This is a genomic window from Leclercia sp. Colony189 (genome assembly GCF_009740165.1).
GTDB lineage: Bacteria > Pseudomonadota > Gammaproteobacteria > Enterobacterales > Enterobacteriaceae > Enterobacter.
Genome location: NZ_CP046557.1, coordinates 3,314,638 through 3,332,250, shown reverse-complemented (window position 1 = coordinate 3,332,250; position 17,613 = coordinate 3,314,638). Strand labels below are relative to the sequence as shown.

Here is a 17,613-nt window from a genome sequence, read left to right as displayed (position 1 = left end):
TGTCATTATCGACACCATAATACATGAGGAAAGCGTTTATATCTGCTGCGCTTTTTGCATTGCACGCTCGGTTGCCGGGCGGGTGCGGATACGTTCAAACCAGTTGTTTACCGCAGGCCATGATGCCAGGTCGACACGATGGTTTTCATGGGTGTTGACCCACGGCCAGCAGGCGATATCCGCGATGCTGTAGTGTTCGCCTCCCAGCCACGGCGATTTTTCCAGACGCTTGTTCAGGACGTTATAGAGCCGCTGCGTTTCGACCTGGAAACGTTCGATGGCATAGGCGATAGGCTGTGGCGCAGCATGGTTAAAGTGGTAGTTCTGACCAATCATCGGCCCCAGGCCGCCAACCTGCCAGAAGAGCCACTGCAGCGTGACGTGGCGTTCGCGTAATTCCCCGCTCAGTAGCTTGCCGGTTTTCTCTGCCAGATAGAGCAATATTTCGCCAGACTCAAACAGGCTCAGCGGGGTACCGCCATCCTCCGGATCGCGATCGACAATCGCCGGAATTTTATTGTTGGGGGAAATGGCGAGAAACTCGGGGCGGAACTGTTCGCCTTTGCTGATATTGACCGGCAGGATGCGGTAGTCCAGCTGGGCCTCTTCCAGAAAAAGAGTGATCTTATGCCCGTTGGGCGTCGGGGCGTAGTAAAGGTCAATCATCGCAACTCCTGTCATAGCGCTTTTTTCTACATAGATCGAGTATAGGTGGTGATGATAAATCGTGAGTTTTCATCAAGTGACAGCCGGGGCAGGAGGTTATATTTTGGATATCTACCCATCACGCGAAGCCTTATGAGGACGTTATGAGCCAACCTGCGATTACCCTGTGGTCAGATGCCGACTATTTTTCACCCTATGTGATGAGCGTGTACGTCGCGCTGGCCGAAAAGGGATTGCCCTTTGCCCTGAAAACCATCGACCTCAGCCGGGGGGAGAACCGTCAGCCGCAGTGGCGGGGCTATGGGCTGACCCGTCGCGTGCCGCTCCTTGAAGTGGACGGGTTTGAACTCAGCGAATCCTCCGCGATTACCGAATATCTGGAAGAGCGTTTTGCGCCGCCGGAATGGGAGCGGATCTATCCGCTCGATCTGCAAAAACGCGCCCGCGCGCGTCAGATACAGGCGTGGCTGCGCAGCGATCTGATGCCCATCCGTGAAGAACGTTCTACCGACGTGGTATTTGCCGGGGTGAAAAAACCGGCCCTGAGCGAAACTGCCCAGCGCACGGCAAGCCAGCTGATTGATACCGCCACCTCGCTTCTGGCCCACGGCAATCAGAATTTATTCGGGGAATGGTGCATTGCGGATAGCGATCTGGCGCTGATGCTCAACCGCCTGGTGCTCAATGGTGATGACGTACCACAACAGCTGGTGGATTACGCCAGCTTCCAGTGGCAGCGCGCCTCGGTGCAGCGTTATGTGGCGCTTTCAGCGAAGCGGGCTGGCTGATAAGGCCTGCTGATTCAGGTATGATGGGGCGGCTTTTCACTACAAGGAGTCACTGATGAAGCTGATGTTTGCATCGGACATTCACGGCTCGCTACCGGCGACCGAAAAAGTGCTTTCGCTGTTTAACCAGAGCGGGGCGCAATGGCTGGTGGTCCTCGGCGATGTGCTGAATCACGGCCCGCGCAATCCGCTACCCGAAGGCTATGCCCCCGCTGAGGTTGCAGAGCGGCTTAATGCTTTTGCCTCGCGCATTATTGCCGTGCGGGGCAACTGTGACAGCGAAGTCGACCAGATGTTACTGCACTTTCCCATCACCGCCCCGTGGCAGCAGATCTTGCTGGAGGACTGCCGTCTCTTTATCACCCACGGCCATCTGTTTGGTCCGGATAATCTGCCCGCGCTGAATGCTGGCGATGTCCTGGTTTATGGTCATACTCATATTCCGGTGGTCGGGAAGAAGGGCGACATTATTCATTTCAATCCTGGCTCCGTCAGCCTGCCTAAAGGCGGGTTTCCACCCAGCTATGGGATGCTGGAAGAGGGCCATTTGTGCGTTATGACGCTGAATGACAGCCAGGTTATTGCAGAGTCCAGGATTAATCCGTAACTTACTCCTCAACAGTAAACGCGCCGTGAGAGCGCTATAAAGAGAAGGTTTCCCGATGGTGGAGCAGAGTCATTTGGCAAGTACTGAGTGGGTAGATATAGTCAGCGAAGACAATGAAGTCATCGCCCAGGCGAGCCGCGAGCAGATGCGCGCGCAGCGCCTTCGCCATCGCGCGACCTATATCGTGGTGCATGATGGTATGGGCAATATCCTGGTGCAGCGCCGTACCGAAACGAAAGACTTCATGCCCGGCATGCTCGATGCAACGGCCGGCGGTGTGGTGCAGGCCGATGAGCTGTTACTTGACTCCGCCCGCCGTGAAGCGGAAGAGGAGCTGGGGATTGCCGGTGTGCCGTTTGCCGAACACGGTCAGTTCTACTTTGAAGACAGCCACTGCCGCGTCTGGGGAGGCCTCTTCAGCTGCGTCTCCCACGGCCCGTTTGCGCTGCAGGAAGAAGAGGTCAGCGAAGTCTTCTGGATGACCCCGACGGAGATCACCGCCCGTTGCGATGACTTCACGCCTGATTCGTTAAAAGCGCTGGCGCTGTGGATGAGCCGCAATGCCAACAACGAACCGGCTAAGCAAGAAGAAGCGTAACGGTGATAATAAAAAAGGCGACCCTGGGGTCGCCTTTTTACGTTTGGCAGCAGCTTACTGCTGTGAAGCCTGGATCGCAGTGAGGGCGATGGTGTAGACGATATCGTCTACCAGCGCGCCACGAGACAGGTCGTTCACTGGCTTGCGCATACCCTGCAGCATCGGCCCGATGGAGATCAGGTCGGCAGAACGCTGTACCGCTTTGTAAGTGGTGTTACCGGTGTTCAGATCCGGGAAGATGAACACGGTAGCGCGACCAGCAACCGGCGAGTTAGGCGCTTTAGATTTGGCAACGTCAGCCATAACTGCGGCGTCATACTGCAGCGGGCCATCGATAACCAGATCCGGGCGTTTTTCCTGCGCCAGACGGGTGGCTTCACGTACTTTCTCTACATCGCTACCTGCACCAGAGTTACCGGTGGAGTAGGAGAGCATCGCAACGCGCGGCTCGATACCGAACGCAATCGCGGAGTCAGCGGACTGAATCGCGATCTCTGCCAGCTGTTCAGCGGTTGGATCCGGGTTGATCGCACAGTCACCGTAAACGTAAACCTGTTCCGGCAGCAGCATGAAGAACACGGATGAAACCAGAGAGCTACCTGGCGCAGTTTTGATCAGCTGCAGCGGCGGACGAATGGTGTTCGCGGTGGTGTGAACAGCCCCGGAAACCAGGCCATCAACTTCGTCCTGCTCCAGCATCAGGGTACCGAGAACCACGTTGTCTTCCAGCTGTTCGCGGGCAACGGCTTCGGTCATACCCTTGCTCTTACGCAGCTCAACCAGACGGGCAACATAGCTTTCGCGCACCACTTCCGGATCCACGATTTCGATACCCGCACCCAGCTCAACGCCCTGGGACGCCGCGACGCGGGTGATCTCATCCGGATTACCCAGCAGCACACAGGTGGCGATACCGCGCTCGGCACAGATTGCCGCGGCTTTAACGGTACGTGGTTCGTCGCCTTCAGGCAGAACAACGCGTTTGCCCGCTTTACGCGCCAGCTCGGTGAGCTGATAACGGAAGGCTGGTGGAGAGAGACGACGGCTGCGCTCGGAGGTCGCGGTCAGAGATTCAATCCAGTCAGGATTGATGCAACCGGCAACGTATTCCTGCACTTTCTCGATACGCTGATGGTCGTCAGCCGGCACTTCCAGGTTAAAGCTCTGCAGGCTCAGGGAGGTCTGCCAGGTGTTGGTGTTCACCATGAAGACCGGCAGGCCGGTGGCAAATGCGCGTTCGCACAGTTTGCTGACGCGTGGGTCCATTTCATAGGCACCGGTCAGCAGGATCGCACCGATCTCCACGCCGTTCATTGCGGCCAGACAGGCTGCAACCAGCACGTCAGGACGGTCAGCGGAGGTAACCAGCAGGGAACCTGCACGGAAGTGCTCCAGCATGTGCGGAATGCTACGCGCACAGAAAGTCACGGACTTCACGCGACGGGTATTGATATCGCCTTCGTTCACGATAGTGGCGTTCAGGTGACGCGCCATGTCGATAGCACGAGTGGCGATCAGATCGAAGCTCCACTGCACCGCGCCCAGCACTGGAAGCGGGCTGAATTCCTGCAGCTTAGCCGGATCGATTTTCACGATTTTTGCTTTGGACGAGTCGTCGAAAATTTCGGACAGGTCAGGGCGGGTACGGCCTTGCTCATCAACCGGTGCGTTCAGTTTGTTAACAATCACGCCGGTGATGTTGCTGTTTTTCGCGCCGCCGAAGCTGCTGCGGGTCAGCTCTATACGCTCTTTCAGCTGTTCCGGGGTATCGGTACCCTGGGACATCACAAACACGATTTCCGCGTTCAGCGTCTTGGCGATTTCAAAGTTCAGAGACTGGGCAAACTGATGCTTGCGCGTCGGAACCAGGCCTTCTACCAGTACCACTTCCGCATCCTGGGCGTTAGCGTGGTAGTTAGCGATGATCTCTTCCATCAGCACATCTTTCTGGTTGCTGGAGAGCAGAGACTCAACGTGGCTCATCTTCAGCGGTTCAGCGGCTGGCAGGTTAGAGTTTGCACGAACAATAGTGGTGGTCTGGTCTGGTGCGTCGCCACCAGCACGTGGTTGAGCGATTGGCTTAAACACGCTCAGACGAACGCCTTTGCGTTCCATCGCACGGATAACACCGAGGCTGACGCTGGTCAGGCCTACGCTGGTTCCGGTCGGGATCAGCATAATAGTACGGGACACGATTTATCCTCTTTCGTTACCGCCGAAAACGGGCGGGCTTCAAAACAGCACCGCCAGCATTGCTGGCGGTGGGGAATCAGGCAGTCAGACGGCTCGCGTCTTGCGCGATGACCAGCTCTTCATTGGTTGGGATAACCATTGCGAGCGTGGTGCCTTCTTTGTTGATGAAGCCAGACTTACCGAAGCGCGCGGCCAGGTTACGTTCATGGTCAACATCAAAGCCCAGCACGCCCAGTTTGCCCAGGGAGAGTTCGCGCACCATTGCCGCGTTCTCACCGATACCGCCGGTGAAGACCACGCCATCCAGACGACCGTCCATCAGCGCAGTGTAAGAGCCGATGTACTTGGCCAGACGGTGGCAGTAAACATCCATTGCACGTTTCGCGTCTTCTTTCTCGGCGTAGTTGTCTTCAACGTAACGGCAGTCGCTGGTCACTTCGGTCAGACCCAGCAGGCCAGACTCTTTGGTCAGCATCTTGTTGATATCTTCTACGCTCATACCCAGGGTATCGTGCAGGTGGAAGATGATCGCTGGATCGATATCACCGGAGCGGGTGCCCATGACCAGGCCTTCCAGCGGGGTCAGACCCATGGAGGTATCAACACATTTGCCGTTACGGATAGCAGAAACAGAACCGCCGTTGCCCAGGTGGCAAGTGATGATGTTCACTTCTTCTACCGGCTTGTTCAGCATTTTTGCTGCTTCTTGCGTGACGTAGAAGTGGCTGGTGCCGTGTGCGCCATAGCGACGAACGCCGTGCTCTTTGTACAGTTTATACGGCAGGGCATAGAGGTAAGACTCTTCCGGCATGGTCTGATGGAACGCGGTATCAAATACGGCCACGTTCTTGTCTTTCAGCTGCGGGAAGGCTTTCAGTGCTTCAGCGATACCGATCAGGTGAGCCGGGTTATGCAGCGGTGCAAAAGAGGCTGAGTCTTTAATACCCTGAATAACGCTGTCATCGATGACCACAGATTTGGTGTACTTCTCGCCACCATGAACGATACGGTGACCAATTGCGGTCAGCTGGGCGGACAGTTCCGGTTTTTGTGCCAGAATAGTGTTAACGATAAAGTTCAGCGCTTCGCTGTGAGCGGCGCCTGCACCTAAAGCCGCTTCCTGTTTGCTGCCGTCCATTTTCCACTTCAGACGTGCTTCAGGGAGATGGAAACATTCGGCCAAACCAGAAAGGTACTCTTCACCGTTGAGCGCATCGATGATGGCGAATTTCAGGGAAGAGCTACCGCAGTTCAGAACCAGTACTAACTTACTCGACATGGAAGTACCTATTATTGATACGTGGCTAAAAAAACGTCAGTGAGTCAAGGATCGTAGCGCAAGATATCGCTGACATTTATGATTAACATCATGCCTGAAGGACATTCTGGCATGACGAAAAGAATACATATGATTTTATGCCATTTTGCGCATTTTTCCGGCAATGGCATAATGTGCGATAATTTGACGAGTGAACGTTCCTCGTCTAAGGCCTTTGCAGGCCGGCACAGGATACCCGATACTGGGTAGCGCTGACAAAAGTTTTTGAACGTTGTCATGAGCAGTTGTGGTTTTGCACGAATTTTTTAAATTTTATATGTGAAGTTGAGGTAAGCCATGTCGACACCCGAGAATCCATCCGTGAGCTTTTTTAGCCTGTTTCGCCGGGGACAGCACTATGCAAAGACGTGGCCACTGGAAAAGCGCCTGGCGCCCGTCTTTATTGAAAACCGGGTGATCCGCGCCACCCGTCACGCTATTCGCCTGATGCCGCCTCTCGCGGTCTTTACTCTGTGCTGGCAGATTGCGCTGGGCGGACAGCTTGGTCCTGCTGTTGCTACCGCGCTGTTTGCCCTGAGTCTGCCGATGCAGGGGCTGTGGTGGCTCGGCAAACGCTCGGTCACACCGCTGCCGCCATCCGTGTTGTCCTGGTTCTATGAGGTGCGCGGCAAATTGCAGGATGCTGGTCAGGCGCTCGCGCCGGTAGAGGGAAAACCCGATTATCAGGCGCTGGCTGATACGCTGAAGCGGGCATTCAAGCAACTTGATAAAACATTCCTCGATGACTTGTGATTGATCATCGAAACGATGACCAAAAGAAGGCACAGTAACCCACCGTTACCGTGTCTTTTTTAAAGCTGCCATGCGCAACAGGAGTCGAAAGATGGAAATGACCCACGCTCAACGTCTGATTTTGTCCAATCAGTACAAAATGATGACTATGCTTGATCCCGACAACGCAGAGCGCTATCGCCGCTTGCAGACTATCATCGAACGTGGCTTTGGTTTACAGATGCGCGAGCTGGATCGCGACTTTGGCGAACTGAAAGAAGAGACCTGCCGCATCGTCATCGACATCATGGAGATGTATCACGCCCTGCATGTCTCCTGGACCAACCTGAAAGATGCCCAGAGCATCGACGAACGTCGTGTCACCTTCCTGGGTTTTGATGCGGCCACTGAATCCCGTTACCTGAGCTATGTCCGCTTTATGGTCAATGTCGAAGGACGCTATACCCATTTCGATGCCGGTACGCATGGCTTTAATGCCCAGACCCCGATGTGGGAAAAATATCAGCGCATGCTCAGCGTATGGCACGCTTGTCCTCGCCAATACCACCTGAGCAGTAACGAGATCCAACAAATTATTAATGCCTGACGGAGGTAGATGTGCAGTGTAAAGGTTTTCTGTTTGATCTGGACGGTACGCTGGTCGATTCGCTACCGGTTGTAGAACGCTCCTGGTGCCGTTGGGCCGACAGACATGGCATCGACCATCAGGACGTACTGAATTTTATCCATGGCAAACAGGCCATAACCTCTTTACGGCACTTTCTCCAGGGAAAAAGTGAAGCGGAAATTCAGGCGGAGTTCAGCTGGCTTGAGCAGGTCGAGGCCACCGATACCGACGGTATTACCGCGCTGCCGGGGGCCCAGGCGCTGCTCACCCATCTGAATGAATCGGCGATCCCCTGGGCTATCGTCACCTCCGGTTCGGTTCCTGTGGCTCATGCGCGTCATAAAGCGGCAGGCCTGCCGCTGCCGGAAGTCTTTATCACCGCGGAGCGGGTCAAGCGCGGCAAGCCGGAGCCTGATGCCTTTTTACTGGGCGCGGAGCTGCTGGGGCTGGCGCCTGAAGCGTGTGTGGTGGTAGAAGATGCCGCAGCCGGCGTGCTGGCGGGACTCAATGCCGGAAGCCACGTCATTGCCGTCAATGTCCCCGCTAACTCGCCGCGTCTGGATGAGGCGGATTTTGTGCTTACCACGCTGGAGGCACTCGCCGTCAGCCGCGAGCCCGACGGGAATGTAACAGTCACCCGGAAAATGTAATCACATGATTTAGCCCCACATTGCTGGGGCTTTTTTATGGCACTATCTGACGCACTCTTTTCTGACAAGGATCTGTTGTGAACGGTGAACTCATCTGGGTGTTAAGCCTGCTTCTTATCGCCATTCTTCTTTTTGCAACCGGCAAAATCCGCATGGATGCTGTGGCGCTGCTGGTGATCGTCGCTTTTGTGCTGAGCGGCACCTTAACCCTCCCGGAAGCCTTTTCAGGCTTTAGCGATCCCAACGTGATTCTCATTGCCGCCCTGTTTATCATCGGCGACGGCCTGGTGCGGACCGGCGTGGCAACCAGCATGGGTACCTGGCTGGTGAGCGTGGCGGGCAACAGCGAGACCAAAATGCTGGTCTTTTTGATGCTCACCGTGGCCGGACTCGGGGCCTTTATGAGCTCCACCGGTGTGGTGGCTATTTTCATTCCTGTGGTGTTGAGCGTCTCCATGCGCATGCAGATTTCGCCGTCGCGCCTGATGATGCCGCTGAGCTTTGCCGGCCTTATCAGCGGCATGATGACGCTGGTGGCGACCCCGCCAAACCTGGTGGTAAACAGTGAACTGCTGCGTGAAGGCCTGGACGGTTTCAGCTTCTTCAGCGTGACGCCGCTGGGGCTGGTTGTCCTGGTGATGGGCATTGTCTATATGCTGTTGACCCGCTTTGCCCTGAAAAGCGAAAAGCAGGATAAAACCCGCGACGGCTGGAAGCGCCGCACGTTTCGCGATCTGATCAAAGAGTATCGCCTCACCGGGCGGGCCCGCCGTCTGGCGATCCGCCCCGGTTCACCGCTGATTGGGCAGCGTCTGGATGATTTAAAACTCCGCGAACGCTACGGGGCCAACGTCATCGGCGTGGAGCGCTGGCGCCGTTTTCGTCGGGTTATCGTCAACGTAAACGGTGTATCGGAGTTTCGCGCCCGTGACGTGTTGCTCATTGATATGTCTTCGGCAGAGGTCGATCTGCGTGAATTTTGCAGCGAACAGCTGCTGGAGCCGATGGTCCTGCGCGGGGAGTACTTCTCCGATCAGGCGCTGGATGTGGGGATGGCCGAGGTCTCGCTGATCCCTGAGTCGGAGCTGCTCGGCAAAACCATTCGCGAAATCGGCTTTCGTACCCGGTACGGTCTGAACGTCGTGGGGTTAAAGCGCGACGGCGAGGCGATGAACGGCTCGGTGGTGGATGAGCCCCTTCAACTGGGGGATATCTTCCTGGTGGTGGGTAACTGGAAGCTGATTACCCAGCTGGGGCAGAGAGGGCGAGACTTTGTGGTGCTCAACCTGCCTGTCGAGGTCAGCGATGCATCCCCTGCCCACAGCCAGGCACCGCACGCCATTTTTTGTCTGGTGCTGATGGTCGCTCTGATGCTGACCGACGAAATCCCCAATCCGGTGGCGGCGATCATTGCCTGTCTGCTGATGGGGAAATTCCGCTGTATTGACGCTGAAAGCGCTTACAAAGCGATTCACTGGCCGAGCATCATTTTGATCGTCGGCATGATGCCCTTTGCGCTGGCGCTGCAAAAAACTGGCGGTGTCGATTTAGTGGTGAAAGGTCTGATGGAGCTCGGCGGCGGCTATGGCCCATACATGATGCTGATGTGCCTGTTTGTTATGTGCGCCACGATCGGACTGTTTATCTCCAATACCGCGACCGCTGTGTTGATGGCGCCCATTGCGCTGGCGATGGCGAAATCGATGGGAGTCTCACCTTATCCGTTCGCCATGATGGTGACGATGGCCGCTTCCGCAGCATTTATGACGCCGGTGTCGTCACCGGTTAACACCCTGGTGCTGGGGCCGGGAAGATACAGCTTTAGCGATTTCGTTAAGCTTGGCGTGCCCTTCACGATCCTGGTGATGGTGGTGTGCGTAGTGATGATCCCGATGTTGTTCCCGTTCTGACAGTTTTGCCCGGCGGCGCTAAGCTTGCTGCCTGGAAACCGTAGGCCCGGCAAGCGAAGCGCCGCCGGGCATAACTCACAACGGCGAATCTTGGCTAATCTCATCCAGCGAGAGCTGGAAGCTCGGGACAAACACCTCCATGAAGTAGTCCATCTCCTCGCTACGGCGCGCTTCGAGCGTCTTCTCCAGACGCGTTTTCGCCAGTAAAAACTCGTGATTGCCGGCAGAGAGCTCTTCCAGACACTTCAGGTAGGCGCACAGCGCATCGGCCTGCTTCACAATGAAGTGCTCCTCTTCGCTATAGCTCTGCTCGTCTATTAACGGGGCAAAAATATCGCGAAGCTCGTCCGGCACCATGTCGACCAGCTTCTGCTGGGCGATTTTTTCAATCGCCTTGTACTCCTGGGCGATTTGCGAGTTGAAGTATTTTACCGGCGTGGGCAGATCGCCCGTCAGCACTTCTGAAGCATCGTGGTACATAGCCAGCAGCGCGATACGTTCGGCGTTTAGCTGACCATTGAACTTACGGTTTTTGATGGCGGCCAGCGCGTGGGCGACCATCGCTACCTGCAGGCTGTGTTCGGAAACGTTCTCGGTGCGCACATTGCGCATCAGCGGCCAGCGGTTGATCAGTTTCAGTCGGGAAAGATGGGCGAAGAAATGACTCTGACTCATAAGTTACCTTAAATCTGCACAGCGACAGGTTTCATTGTGAGGGGAGGGGCGGTGAGATGCAAATCGGGCTGCCTGTGGCAGCCCGATTATCGTTTACTGATGGTATCCGGAGAGGAAGCGTCCGAACCGGCTGATGGCCATCTCCAGCTCATCTTCACGCGGCAGCGTTACGATGCGAACATGGTCCGGCCACGGCCAGTTAAATGCCGTTCCCTGTACCAGCAACACTTTTTCCTGCAGCAGGAAGTCGAGCACCATCTTCTGATCGTCAAAGATGTTGAAGCGTTTGATGTCGATTTTCGGGAACATATAGAGGGCGCCGTTTGGCTTCACGCAGGAGACGCCCGGAATATCGTTGATCAGCTCCCACGCGCGCTGCCGCTGCTCATACAGTCGCCCGCCTGGCACGATAAATTCGCTGATGCTCTGATAGCCACCCAGTGCGGTCTGGATCGCATGCTGGGCCGGAACGTTGGCGCACAGACGCATGGAGGCCAGCATCTCAAGGCCTTCGATATAGCCTCTGGCGTGTTTCTTCGGCCCGTTCAGCACCATCCAGCCCTGGCGGAAGCCCGCAACACGATAGGTCTTTGACAGGCCGTTAAAGGTGACGGTCAACAGATCCGGCGCCAGCGCGGCAATAGAGTGGTGCTGCGCGGCGTCATACAGAATTTTGTCGTAGATCTCATCCGCGAAGATGATCAGATTATGCTGGCGGGCCAGCTCGACGATCTCCAGCAGCAGCTCTTTGGAATAGACGGCGCCGGTGGGGTTGTTCGGGTTGATGATGACGATCCCGCGGGTGCGCGGCGTAATTTTGGCGCGAATATCATCCAGGTCCGGGAACCAGTCAGCCGATTCGTCACACAGGTAGTGCACCGCTTTACCGCTGGAGAGGGACACGGCCGCAGTCCAGAGCGGGTAGTCCGGAGCGGGAACCAGCATTTCGTCTCCGCTGTTCAGCAGGGCCTGCATCGCCTGGACAATCAGCTCGGAAACACCGTTACCAATGTAGATATCTTCTACAGTCACATCGCGCATACCCTGCGCCTGATAGTGCTGCATGATCGCTTTTCGCGCAGAGTAGAGACCTTTGGAGTCGCTGTAGCCTTGCGCCGTCGGCAGGTTGCGAATCACATCAACCAGAATTTCATCCGGTGCATCAAAACCAAATGGCGCCGGGTTGCCGATATTGAGCTTAAGTACTTTATTACCTTCTTCTTCGAGACGCTTTGCCTCTTTAAGAACCGGGCCACGAATGTCATAACAAACGTTATCTAACTTGCTGGATTTTTCGATGGGTGACATGAATCTTTGACCTTTTCACTGTTATTGCGACGTCCTGCCGTGGAAGTCAGCACGAAACAATGTACTCCTCGAACGCCCGATTTTGAAGCGTTGGCAGAAGAAGATTTTGTGCATTGCTGCCGCTTTGCCCTGAATCTTTTAACTCTTTTTTAATGGGTTAATCACTTTAACGTATGTATTTTTGGTTTTTGTTGGTGTTTTGTCCTGTTGTGGGTGTTTTAATATGGATTTTACACTGTAAAAAAGGGGTGAATTGAGCGGCTTGCGCTGGTGGTGCTACAGTTTCCTGTAGTGATTTTTCGTAAAAGCTGAATGAAACTCACTGGTATTCGCTTTCCTGCCTTTTTATATTAACGTTGCTCATGTGAAATTAATGTTAAGTATTATTAATCATTAAGTCCGGTTTCAATTATTGTTTATTTCTAAATAAAGACGAAATCGCAACTTTCGTTAATATTAATAAAATTAGTTTAGCTAGTTACCATTCAGGTTAAATCAAAGGATTTGCAATAAGGCTTATAAAGAAAAAGGTTTTAGGGTAAGATGTATGCCGGGTTTAGCGATGAAAGATAACAGGTCACAGCAGGCCTTGATGCCTGGACCTTTAATAGTTTATTGTAATTGCTGGAATTATCTCTGCCTTGAGAAGTTAAGCGATACCATTGCCGCTCAACCTGTACTGCGATAAAGTTAACGTTGGATATGCATCTTCTTTAATCGAATTTACATCATCCGGCAAATACCTATATATCTCGAACGATTTTGAGAATAAAAATAACGTCAGATAAGTTGTTTCTGACCACTGATATAACCAGCACAATTACATTATGCAGGCCCCTGCCAGACCGGGACGTCAGCGGATTTCGTTCAGAAGGAACTGTATTACTTTTACGCACACAGCTTAAACCCGGGGCAGCTCCGTACGAGCAACCTGTAAGTGAAAAGATATGATTAATGCAAATCGTCCGATACTGAATCTCGACCTCGATCTGCTGAGAACCTTTGTGGCGGTCGCCGATCTGAACACCTTTGCTGCTGCTGCGGCGGCAGTTTGCCGTACCCAGTCCGCAGTAAGCCAACAAATGCAACGACTGGAACAACTGGTCGGTAAAGAGCTTTTTGCCCGTCATGGCCGCAATAAGCTGTTAACGGAGCATGGTATTCAGCTCCTGGGTTACGCCAGAAAAATCCTGCGCTTCAATGATGAAGCATGTTCATCATTAATGTTTAGCAACCTGCAGGGTGTCTTAACATTAGGCGCCTCTGACGAGTCGGCCGACACCATTCTGCCGTTCCTGCTCAATCGCATCAGTTCGGTTTACCCGAAACTTGCTCTTGATGTCAGAGTGAAACGCAACGCCTTTATGGTTGATATGTTGCAGGAGCAGGAGGTCGATCTGGTGGTGACCACCCATCGTACCAGCCAGTTCGAATGTCTGACGCTGCGCACCTCGCCGACACACTGGTACTGCGCCGCCGAGTTCACGCTGCAGCGCGGCGAGCCGGTGCCGTTAGTCCTGCTGGACGATCCCAGCCCGTTCCGCGACGTTGTGCTGGCTACGCTCAATGCTGCCAATGTCCCATGGCGAATGGCCTATGTCGCCTCCACGCTGCCTGCGATCCGCGCCGCGGTAAAAGCGGGGCTCGGCGTAACGGCACGCCCGGTGGAGATGATGAGCCCCGATTTGCGTGTGTTAGGCAAAGCGGACGGATTGCCCGCGCTGCCGGATACGGAATATCTGTTGTGCCATAATCCGGCCAGTAACAACGAGCTTGCGCAGACCATCTTTAGCACCATGGATGATTACCATAACCCCTGGCAGTACAATACAGTGACTCAACAAGGAGGGGATGACTCGGTAATCATTGAAAGTGATTTCGAGTAAAAGGGTCCCTAATAATCTGATAACAATTCGTCCAGACGATAACGAACCACTGCTGCTGCCTCTGCGCACAGTGGTTCTTTTTTTGCATGAGATTCCAGGGATTTGATTTAAGTCATTGCTAATTTTGTGTTTTATCAATCTGATAGATATCCTGCCTTTCTCCAAAACCCCGCTATACTTGTTCTTTCTAATGTCAATGGGCATGTTAAAAAAGCAGCAAAGATGTTGCTGTTTTTTTGATTGAATTAACAAAAGCGTGTCACAGATCAAGAAAATACTCCTCTTTGGGGGGAGGAATCGACGGCAAATCCTGTCAAAATAGGCGGGTAATCTTTGTATTAGTTCATTACGGACACGATTCAACACCCCCACGCAGGTACGCGCCTCACACTTAATGAGGGTAAAGGGCATTAAATGTTAATGAAGTTCGATCAATGTAATTTAATGTGAAGAAACTTTTGTTAAAGTTGACAAAAGGTTATAGAAAGGAGTAAAAAACCACATCATTTTGCTGTCTATGTCTCATTTTCGACAGTTAGTGTACGGTTATTTGTTCCTCCCCATGAATCGATGTGATGCCCATCTGCCAGAAAGAGCAGTGTTTCAGGTATCACTTTTGATGAGTAAGCAATGAGTATGTCAACATCCACAGAAGTCATCGCTCATCACTGGGCATTCGCAATCTTTCTTATCGTTGCCATTGGCCTGTGCTGCCTGATGCTAGTCGGCGGCTGGTTCCTGGGCGGTCGCGCCCGCGCAAGGCACAAAAACACTCCATTCGAATCGGGTATCGATTCGGTAGGTACCGCGCGTTTACGCCTGTCTGCCAAGTTCTATCTGGTAGCCATGTTCTTCGTCATTTTCGACGTGGAAGCGCTTTACCTGTTCGCATGGTCGACCTCCATTCGTGAGAGTGGCTGGGTAGGCTTTGTCGAGGCCGCAATTTTCATTTTAGTGTTACTGGCCGGTCTGGTTTATCTGGTGCGTATTGGCGCGCTGGACTGGACACCTGCACGTTCACGCCGTGAACGTATCAACCCGGAAAACAGTATCCCTAATCGTCAGCAGTAACAGCGAGGCAATAAGATGGATTATACGCTCACCCGCATAGATCCTAACGGTGAGAATGACCGTTACCCCCTGCAAAAGCAGGAGATCGTAACCGACCCCCTGGAGCAAGAAGTCAACAAAAGCGTGTACATGGGCAAGCTCGAGCATGCCATGCACGATATGGTCAACTGGGGTCGTAAGAACTCCATCTGGCCATACAACTTTGGCCTTTCTTGCTGCTACGTTGAAATGGTGACGTCATTCACTGCGGTGCATGACGTTGCGCGTTTTGGTGCGGAAGTACTGCGTGCATCTCCGCGTCAGGCTGACCTGATGGTGGTAGCGGGCACCTGCTTTACCAAAATGGCACCGGTCATTCAGCGTCTGTACGACCAGATGCTCGAGCCAAAATGGGTTATCTCCATGGGCGCTTGTGCCAACTCTGGCGGCATGTACGACATCTATTCCGTCGTACAAGGCGTAGATAAGTTTATCCCGGTTGACGTTTATATCCCGGGCTGCCCACCGCGTCCGGAAGCCTACATGCAGGCGCTGATGCTGTTGCAGGAGTCGATTGGCAAAGAACGCCGCCCGCTCTCCTGGGTTGTGGGTGACCAGGGCGTGTACCGCGCTAACATGCAGTCTGAGCGCGAGCGTAAACGCGGTGAACGTATCGCAGTGACCAATCTGCGGACACCAGACGAAATTTAATTTGCGCCTGTGGGCATGGAGATAACCTTCGCATATCACTATTCAAATAGCGCGAAGCCACGCCCAACAGTCACCACGGACCTTTTGCAATGGTGAACACTATGACCGACTTAACCGCGCAAGACGCCGCCTGGCAAACACGGGATCATCTGGATGACCCGGTCATCGGCGAACTGCGCAACCGTTTTGGGCCGGATGCCTTTACTGTTCAGGCCACCCGCACCGGGGTACCCGTTGTTTGGGTGAAGCGTGAGCAGTTACTGGAAGTGGTTGATTTCCTCAAGAAACTGCCTAAACCTTACGTCATGCTGTTTGACTTACACGGCATGGACGAACGTCTGCGTACTCACCGCCAGGGTTTACCCGCGGCGGATTTTTCCGTTTTCTACCACCTGATCTCAATAGACCGCAACACGGATATCATGCTCAAGGTGGCATTGTCTGAAAACGACATGCATCTGCCGACGATCACCAAACTCTTCCCGAACGCTAACTGGTATGAGCGTGAAACTTGGGAAATGTTTGGCATGACCTTCGATGGCCACCCGCATCTGACGCGCATTATGATGCCGCAGACCTGGACCGGCCACCCGCTACGTAAAGACTACCCGGCGCGCGCCACCGAATTCGACCCGTTTGAGCTGACCAAAGCCAAGCAGGATCTGGAGATGGAAGCGCTGACCTTCAAGCCGGAAGACTGGGGCATGAAGCGCAGCACCGACAACGAGGACTTCATGTTCCTCAACCTCGGTCCAAACCACCCCTCCGCGCACGGTGCGTTCCGTATTATTCTGCAGCTTGATGGTGAAGAGATCGTCGACTGCGTGCCAGACATCGGCTACCACCACCGTGGTGCCGAGAAGATGGGTGAGCGTCAATCCTGGCACAGCTACATTCCGTACACCGACCGTATCGAGTACCTCGGCGGCTGCGTAAACGAAATGCCGTACGTGCTGGCCGTTGAGAAACTGGCAGGCATCACCGTGCCGGATCGCGTTAACGTGATTCGCGTTATGCTCTCTGAACTGTTCCGTATCAACAGCCACCTGCTCTACATCTCCACCTTCATTCAGGACGTCGGCGCGATGACCCCGGTCTTCTTCGCCTTTACCGACCGTCAAAAGATTTACGATCTGGTGGAAGCGATCACCGGTTTCCGTATGCACCCGGCCTGGTTCCGTATTGGCGGCGTCGCGCATGACCTGCCGCGCGGCTGGGATCGTCTGCTGCGTGAATTCCTCGACTGGATGCCGAAGCGTCTGGCCTCTTACGAGAAAGCCGCGCTGCGTAACTCCATCCTGAAGGGCCGTTCCCAGGGCGTTGCTGCCTATGGCGCGAAAGAGGCGCTGGAGTGGGGCACCACCGGTGCTGGCCTGCGCGCCACCGGTATCGATTTCGACGTGCGTAAAGCGCGTCCTTACTCTGGCTATGAAAACTTCGACTTTGAAGTGCCGCTGGGCGGCGGTGTTTCCGACTGCTACACCCGCGTGATGCTGAAAGTGGAAGAGCTGCGCCAGAGCCTGCGCATCCTTGAGCAGTGCCTCAACAACATGCCGGAAGGCCCGTTCAAGGCGGATCACCCGCTGACCACGCCGCCACCGAAAGAGCGCACGCTGCAGCATATCGAAACCCTGATCACGCACTTCCTGCAGGTTTCCTGGGGTCCGGTTATGCCGGCGCAAGAATCCTTCCAGATGATTGAAGCGACCAAGGGTATCAACAGTTACTACCTGACCAGCGACGGCAGCACCATGAGCTACCGTACCCGTGTACGTACGCCAAGCTTCCCGCACCTGCAGCAGATCCCGTCAGCCATTCGCGGCAGTCTGGTCTCTGACCTGATTGTGTATCTGGGTAGTATCGATTTTGTTATGTCAGATGTGGACCGCTAAT

16 protein-coding genes are annotated in these 17,613 nt (G+C 54.3%); 11 read left to right on the top strand and 5 right to left on the bottom strand.

The window, feature by feature from the left end:
• Positions 1-36: 36 nt before the first annotated feature.
• Positions 37-666: a GSH-dependent disulfide bond oxidoreductase gene (gene yfcG, locus GNG29_RS15870; protein WP_103180492.1), complete on the bottom strand. Its 630-nt coding sequence runs from the start codon at positions 664-666 to the stop codon at positions 37-39.
• A 143-nt stretch (positions 667-809) separates the two neighbouring features.
• Between yfcG and yfcF the strand changes: the two genes are divergently transcribed.
• Genes yfcF through yfcD form a run of 3 tightly spaced genes read left to right on the top strand, consistent with a single transcriptional unit; the run spans position 810 to position 2,659 of the window.
• Positions 810-1,454, top strand: a complete 645-nt coding sequence (gene yfcF, locus GNG29_RS15865; protein WP_103180490.1) for a glutathione transferase — start codon at positions 810-812, stop codon at positions 1,452-1,454.
• A 55-nt stretch (positions 1,455-1,509) separates the two neighbouring features.
• On the top strand, positions 1,510-2,061 hold the full coding sequence (yfcE, locus tag GNG29_RS15860) for a phosphodiesterase (protein ID WP_139156355.1): 552 nt from the start codon (positions 1,510-1,512) through the stop codon (positions 2,059-2,061).
• Positions 2,062-2,116: 55 nt separating this feature from the next.
• Positions 2,117-2,659, top strand: a complete 543-nt coding sequence (gene yfcD, locus GNG29_RS15855) for an NUDIX hydrolase YfcD (RefSeq protein WP_103180487.1) — start codon at positions 2,117-2,119, stop codon at positions 2,657-2,659.
• Positions 2,660-2,713: 54 nt separating this feature from the next.
• Here yfcD and pta read toward each other — a convergent pair whose 3' ends face one another.
• The gene (gene pta / locus GNG29_RS15850; protein WP_103180485.1) at positions 2,714-4,852 is read right to left on the bottom strand and encodes a phosphate acetyltransferase; all 2,139 of its coding nucleotides are present in this window, start codon (positions 4,850-4,852) and stop codon (positions 2,714-2,716) included.
• A 76-nt stretch (positions 4,853-4,928) separates the two neighbouring features.
• The gene (gene ackA, locus GNG29_RS15845) at positions 4,929-6,131 is read right to left on the bottom strand and encodes an acetate kinase (RefSeq protein ID WP_114386044.1); all 1,203 of its coding nucleotides are present in this window, start codon (positions 6,129-6,131) and stop codon (positions 4,929-4,931) included.
• A gap of 336 nt (positions 6,132-6,467) precedes the next feature.
• On the opposite strand from ackA, the gene yfbV reads away from it, so the two are divergent.
• From yfbV to GNG29_RS15825, 4 genes are all read left to right on the top strand, one after another.
• Entirely contained in the window at positions 6,468-6,923 is a 456-nt protein-coding gene (gene yfbV, locus GNG29_RS15840; RefSeq protein WP_103180482.1) for a terminus macrodomain insulation protein YfbV, read from the top strand.
• A 91-nt stretch (positions 6,924-7,014) separates the two neighbouring features.
• Positions 7,015-7,509: a YfbU family protein gene (locus GNG29_RS15835; protein WP_103180480.1), complete on the top strand. Its 495-nt coding sequence runs from the start codon at positions 7,015-7,017 to the stop codon at positions 7,507-7,509.
• Positions 7,510-7,520: 11 nt separating this feature from the next.
• Positions 7,521-8,180 carry a sugar phosphatase gene (locus tag GNG29_RS15830; RefSeq protein WP_156654955.1) on the top strand — a complete coding sequence of 220 codons (660 nt, stop codon included), beginning with the start codon at positions 7,521-7,523 and terminating at the stop codon, positions 8,178-8,180.
• 77 nt (positions 8,181-8,257) lie between these two features.
• Positions 8,258-10,090, top strand: a complete 1,833-nt coding sequence (locus GNG29_RS15825; RefSeq protein ID WP_156654953.1) for an SLC13 family permease — start codon at positions 8,258-8,260, stop codon at positions 10,088-10,090.
• 75 nt (positions 10,091-10,165) lie between these two features.
• Here the strand turns inward: GNG29_RS15825 and yfbR are convergent, their stop codons facing one another.
• On the bottom strand, positions 10,166-10,765 hold the full coding sequence (gene yfbR / locus GNG29_RS15820; protein WP_103180476.1) for a 5'-deoxynucleotidase: 600 nt from the start codon (positions 10,763-10,765) through the stop codon (positions 10,166-10,168).
• A gap of 93 nt (positions 10,766-10,858) precedes the next feature.
• Complete coding sequence (locus tag GNG29_RS15815; RefSeq protein WP_103180475.1) at positions 10,859-12,073, bottom strand: pyridoxal phosphate-dependent aminotransferase; 1,215 nt, start codon at positions 12,071-12,073, stop codon at positions 10,859-10,861.
• A gap of 947 nt (positions 12,074-13,020) precedes the next feature.
• Between GNG29_RS15815 and lrhA the strand changes: the two genes are divergently transcribed.
• The 4 genes from lrhA (at position 13,021) to nuoC (ending at position 17,612) form a co-directional block, all read left to right on the top strand.
• On the top strand, positions 13,021-13,959 hold the full coding sequence (lrhA, locus tag GNG29_RS15810; protein ID WP_103180474.1) for a transcriptional regulator LrhA: 939 nt from the start codon (positions 13,021-13,023) through the stop codon (positions 13,957-13,959).
• Positions 13,960-14,589: 630 nt separating this feature from the next.
• Positions 14,590-15,030: an NADH-quinone oxidoreductase subunit NuoA gene (gene nuoA / locus GNG29_RS15805; RefSeq protein WP_103825145.1), complete on the top strand. Its 441-nt coding sequence runs from the start codon at positions 14,590-14,592 to the stop codon at positions 15,028-15,030.
• Positions 15,031-15,045: 15 nt separating this feature from the next.
• Positions 15,046-15,720 carry an NADH-quinone oxidoreductase subunit NuoB gene (gene nuoB, locus GNG29_RS15800; protein ID WP_003861482.1) on the top strand — a complete coding sequence of 225 codons (675 nt, stop codon included), beginning with the start codon at positions 15,046-15,048 and terminating at the stop codon, positions 15,718-15,720.
• Between the two features lie 89 nt (positions 15,721-15,809).
• Complete coding sequence (nuoC, locus tag GNG29_RS15795; protein WP_103180472.1) at positions 15,810-17,612, top strand: NADH-quinone oxidoreductase subunit C/D; 1,803 nt, start codon at positions 15,810-15,812, stop codon at positions 17,610-17,612.
• The last annotated feature ends 1 nt before the right edge of the window (position 17,613 follow it).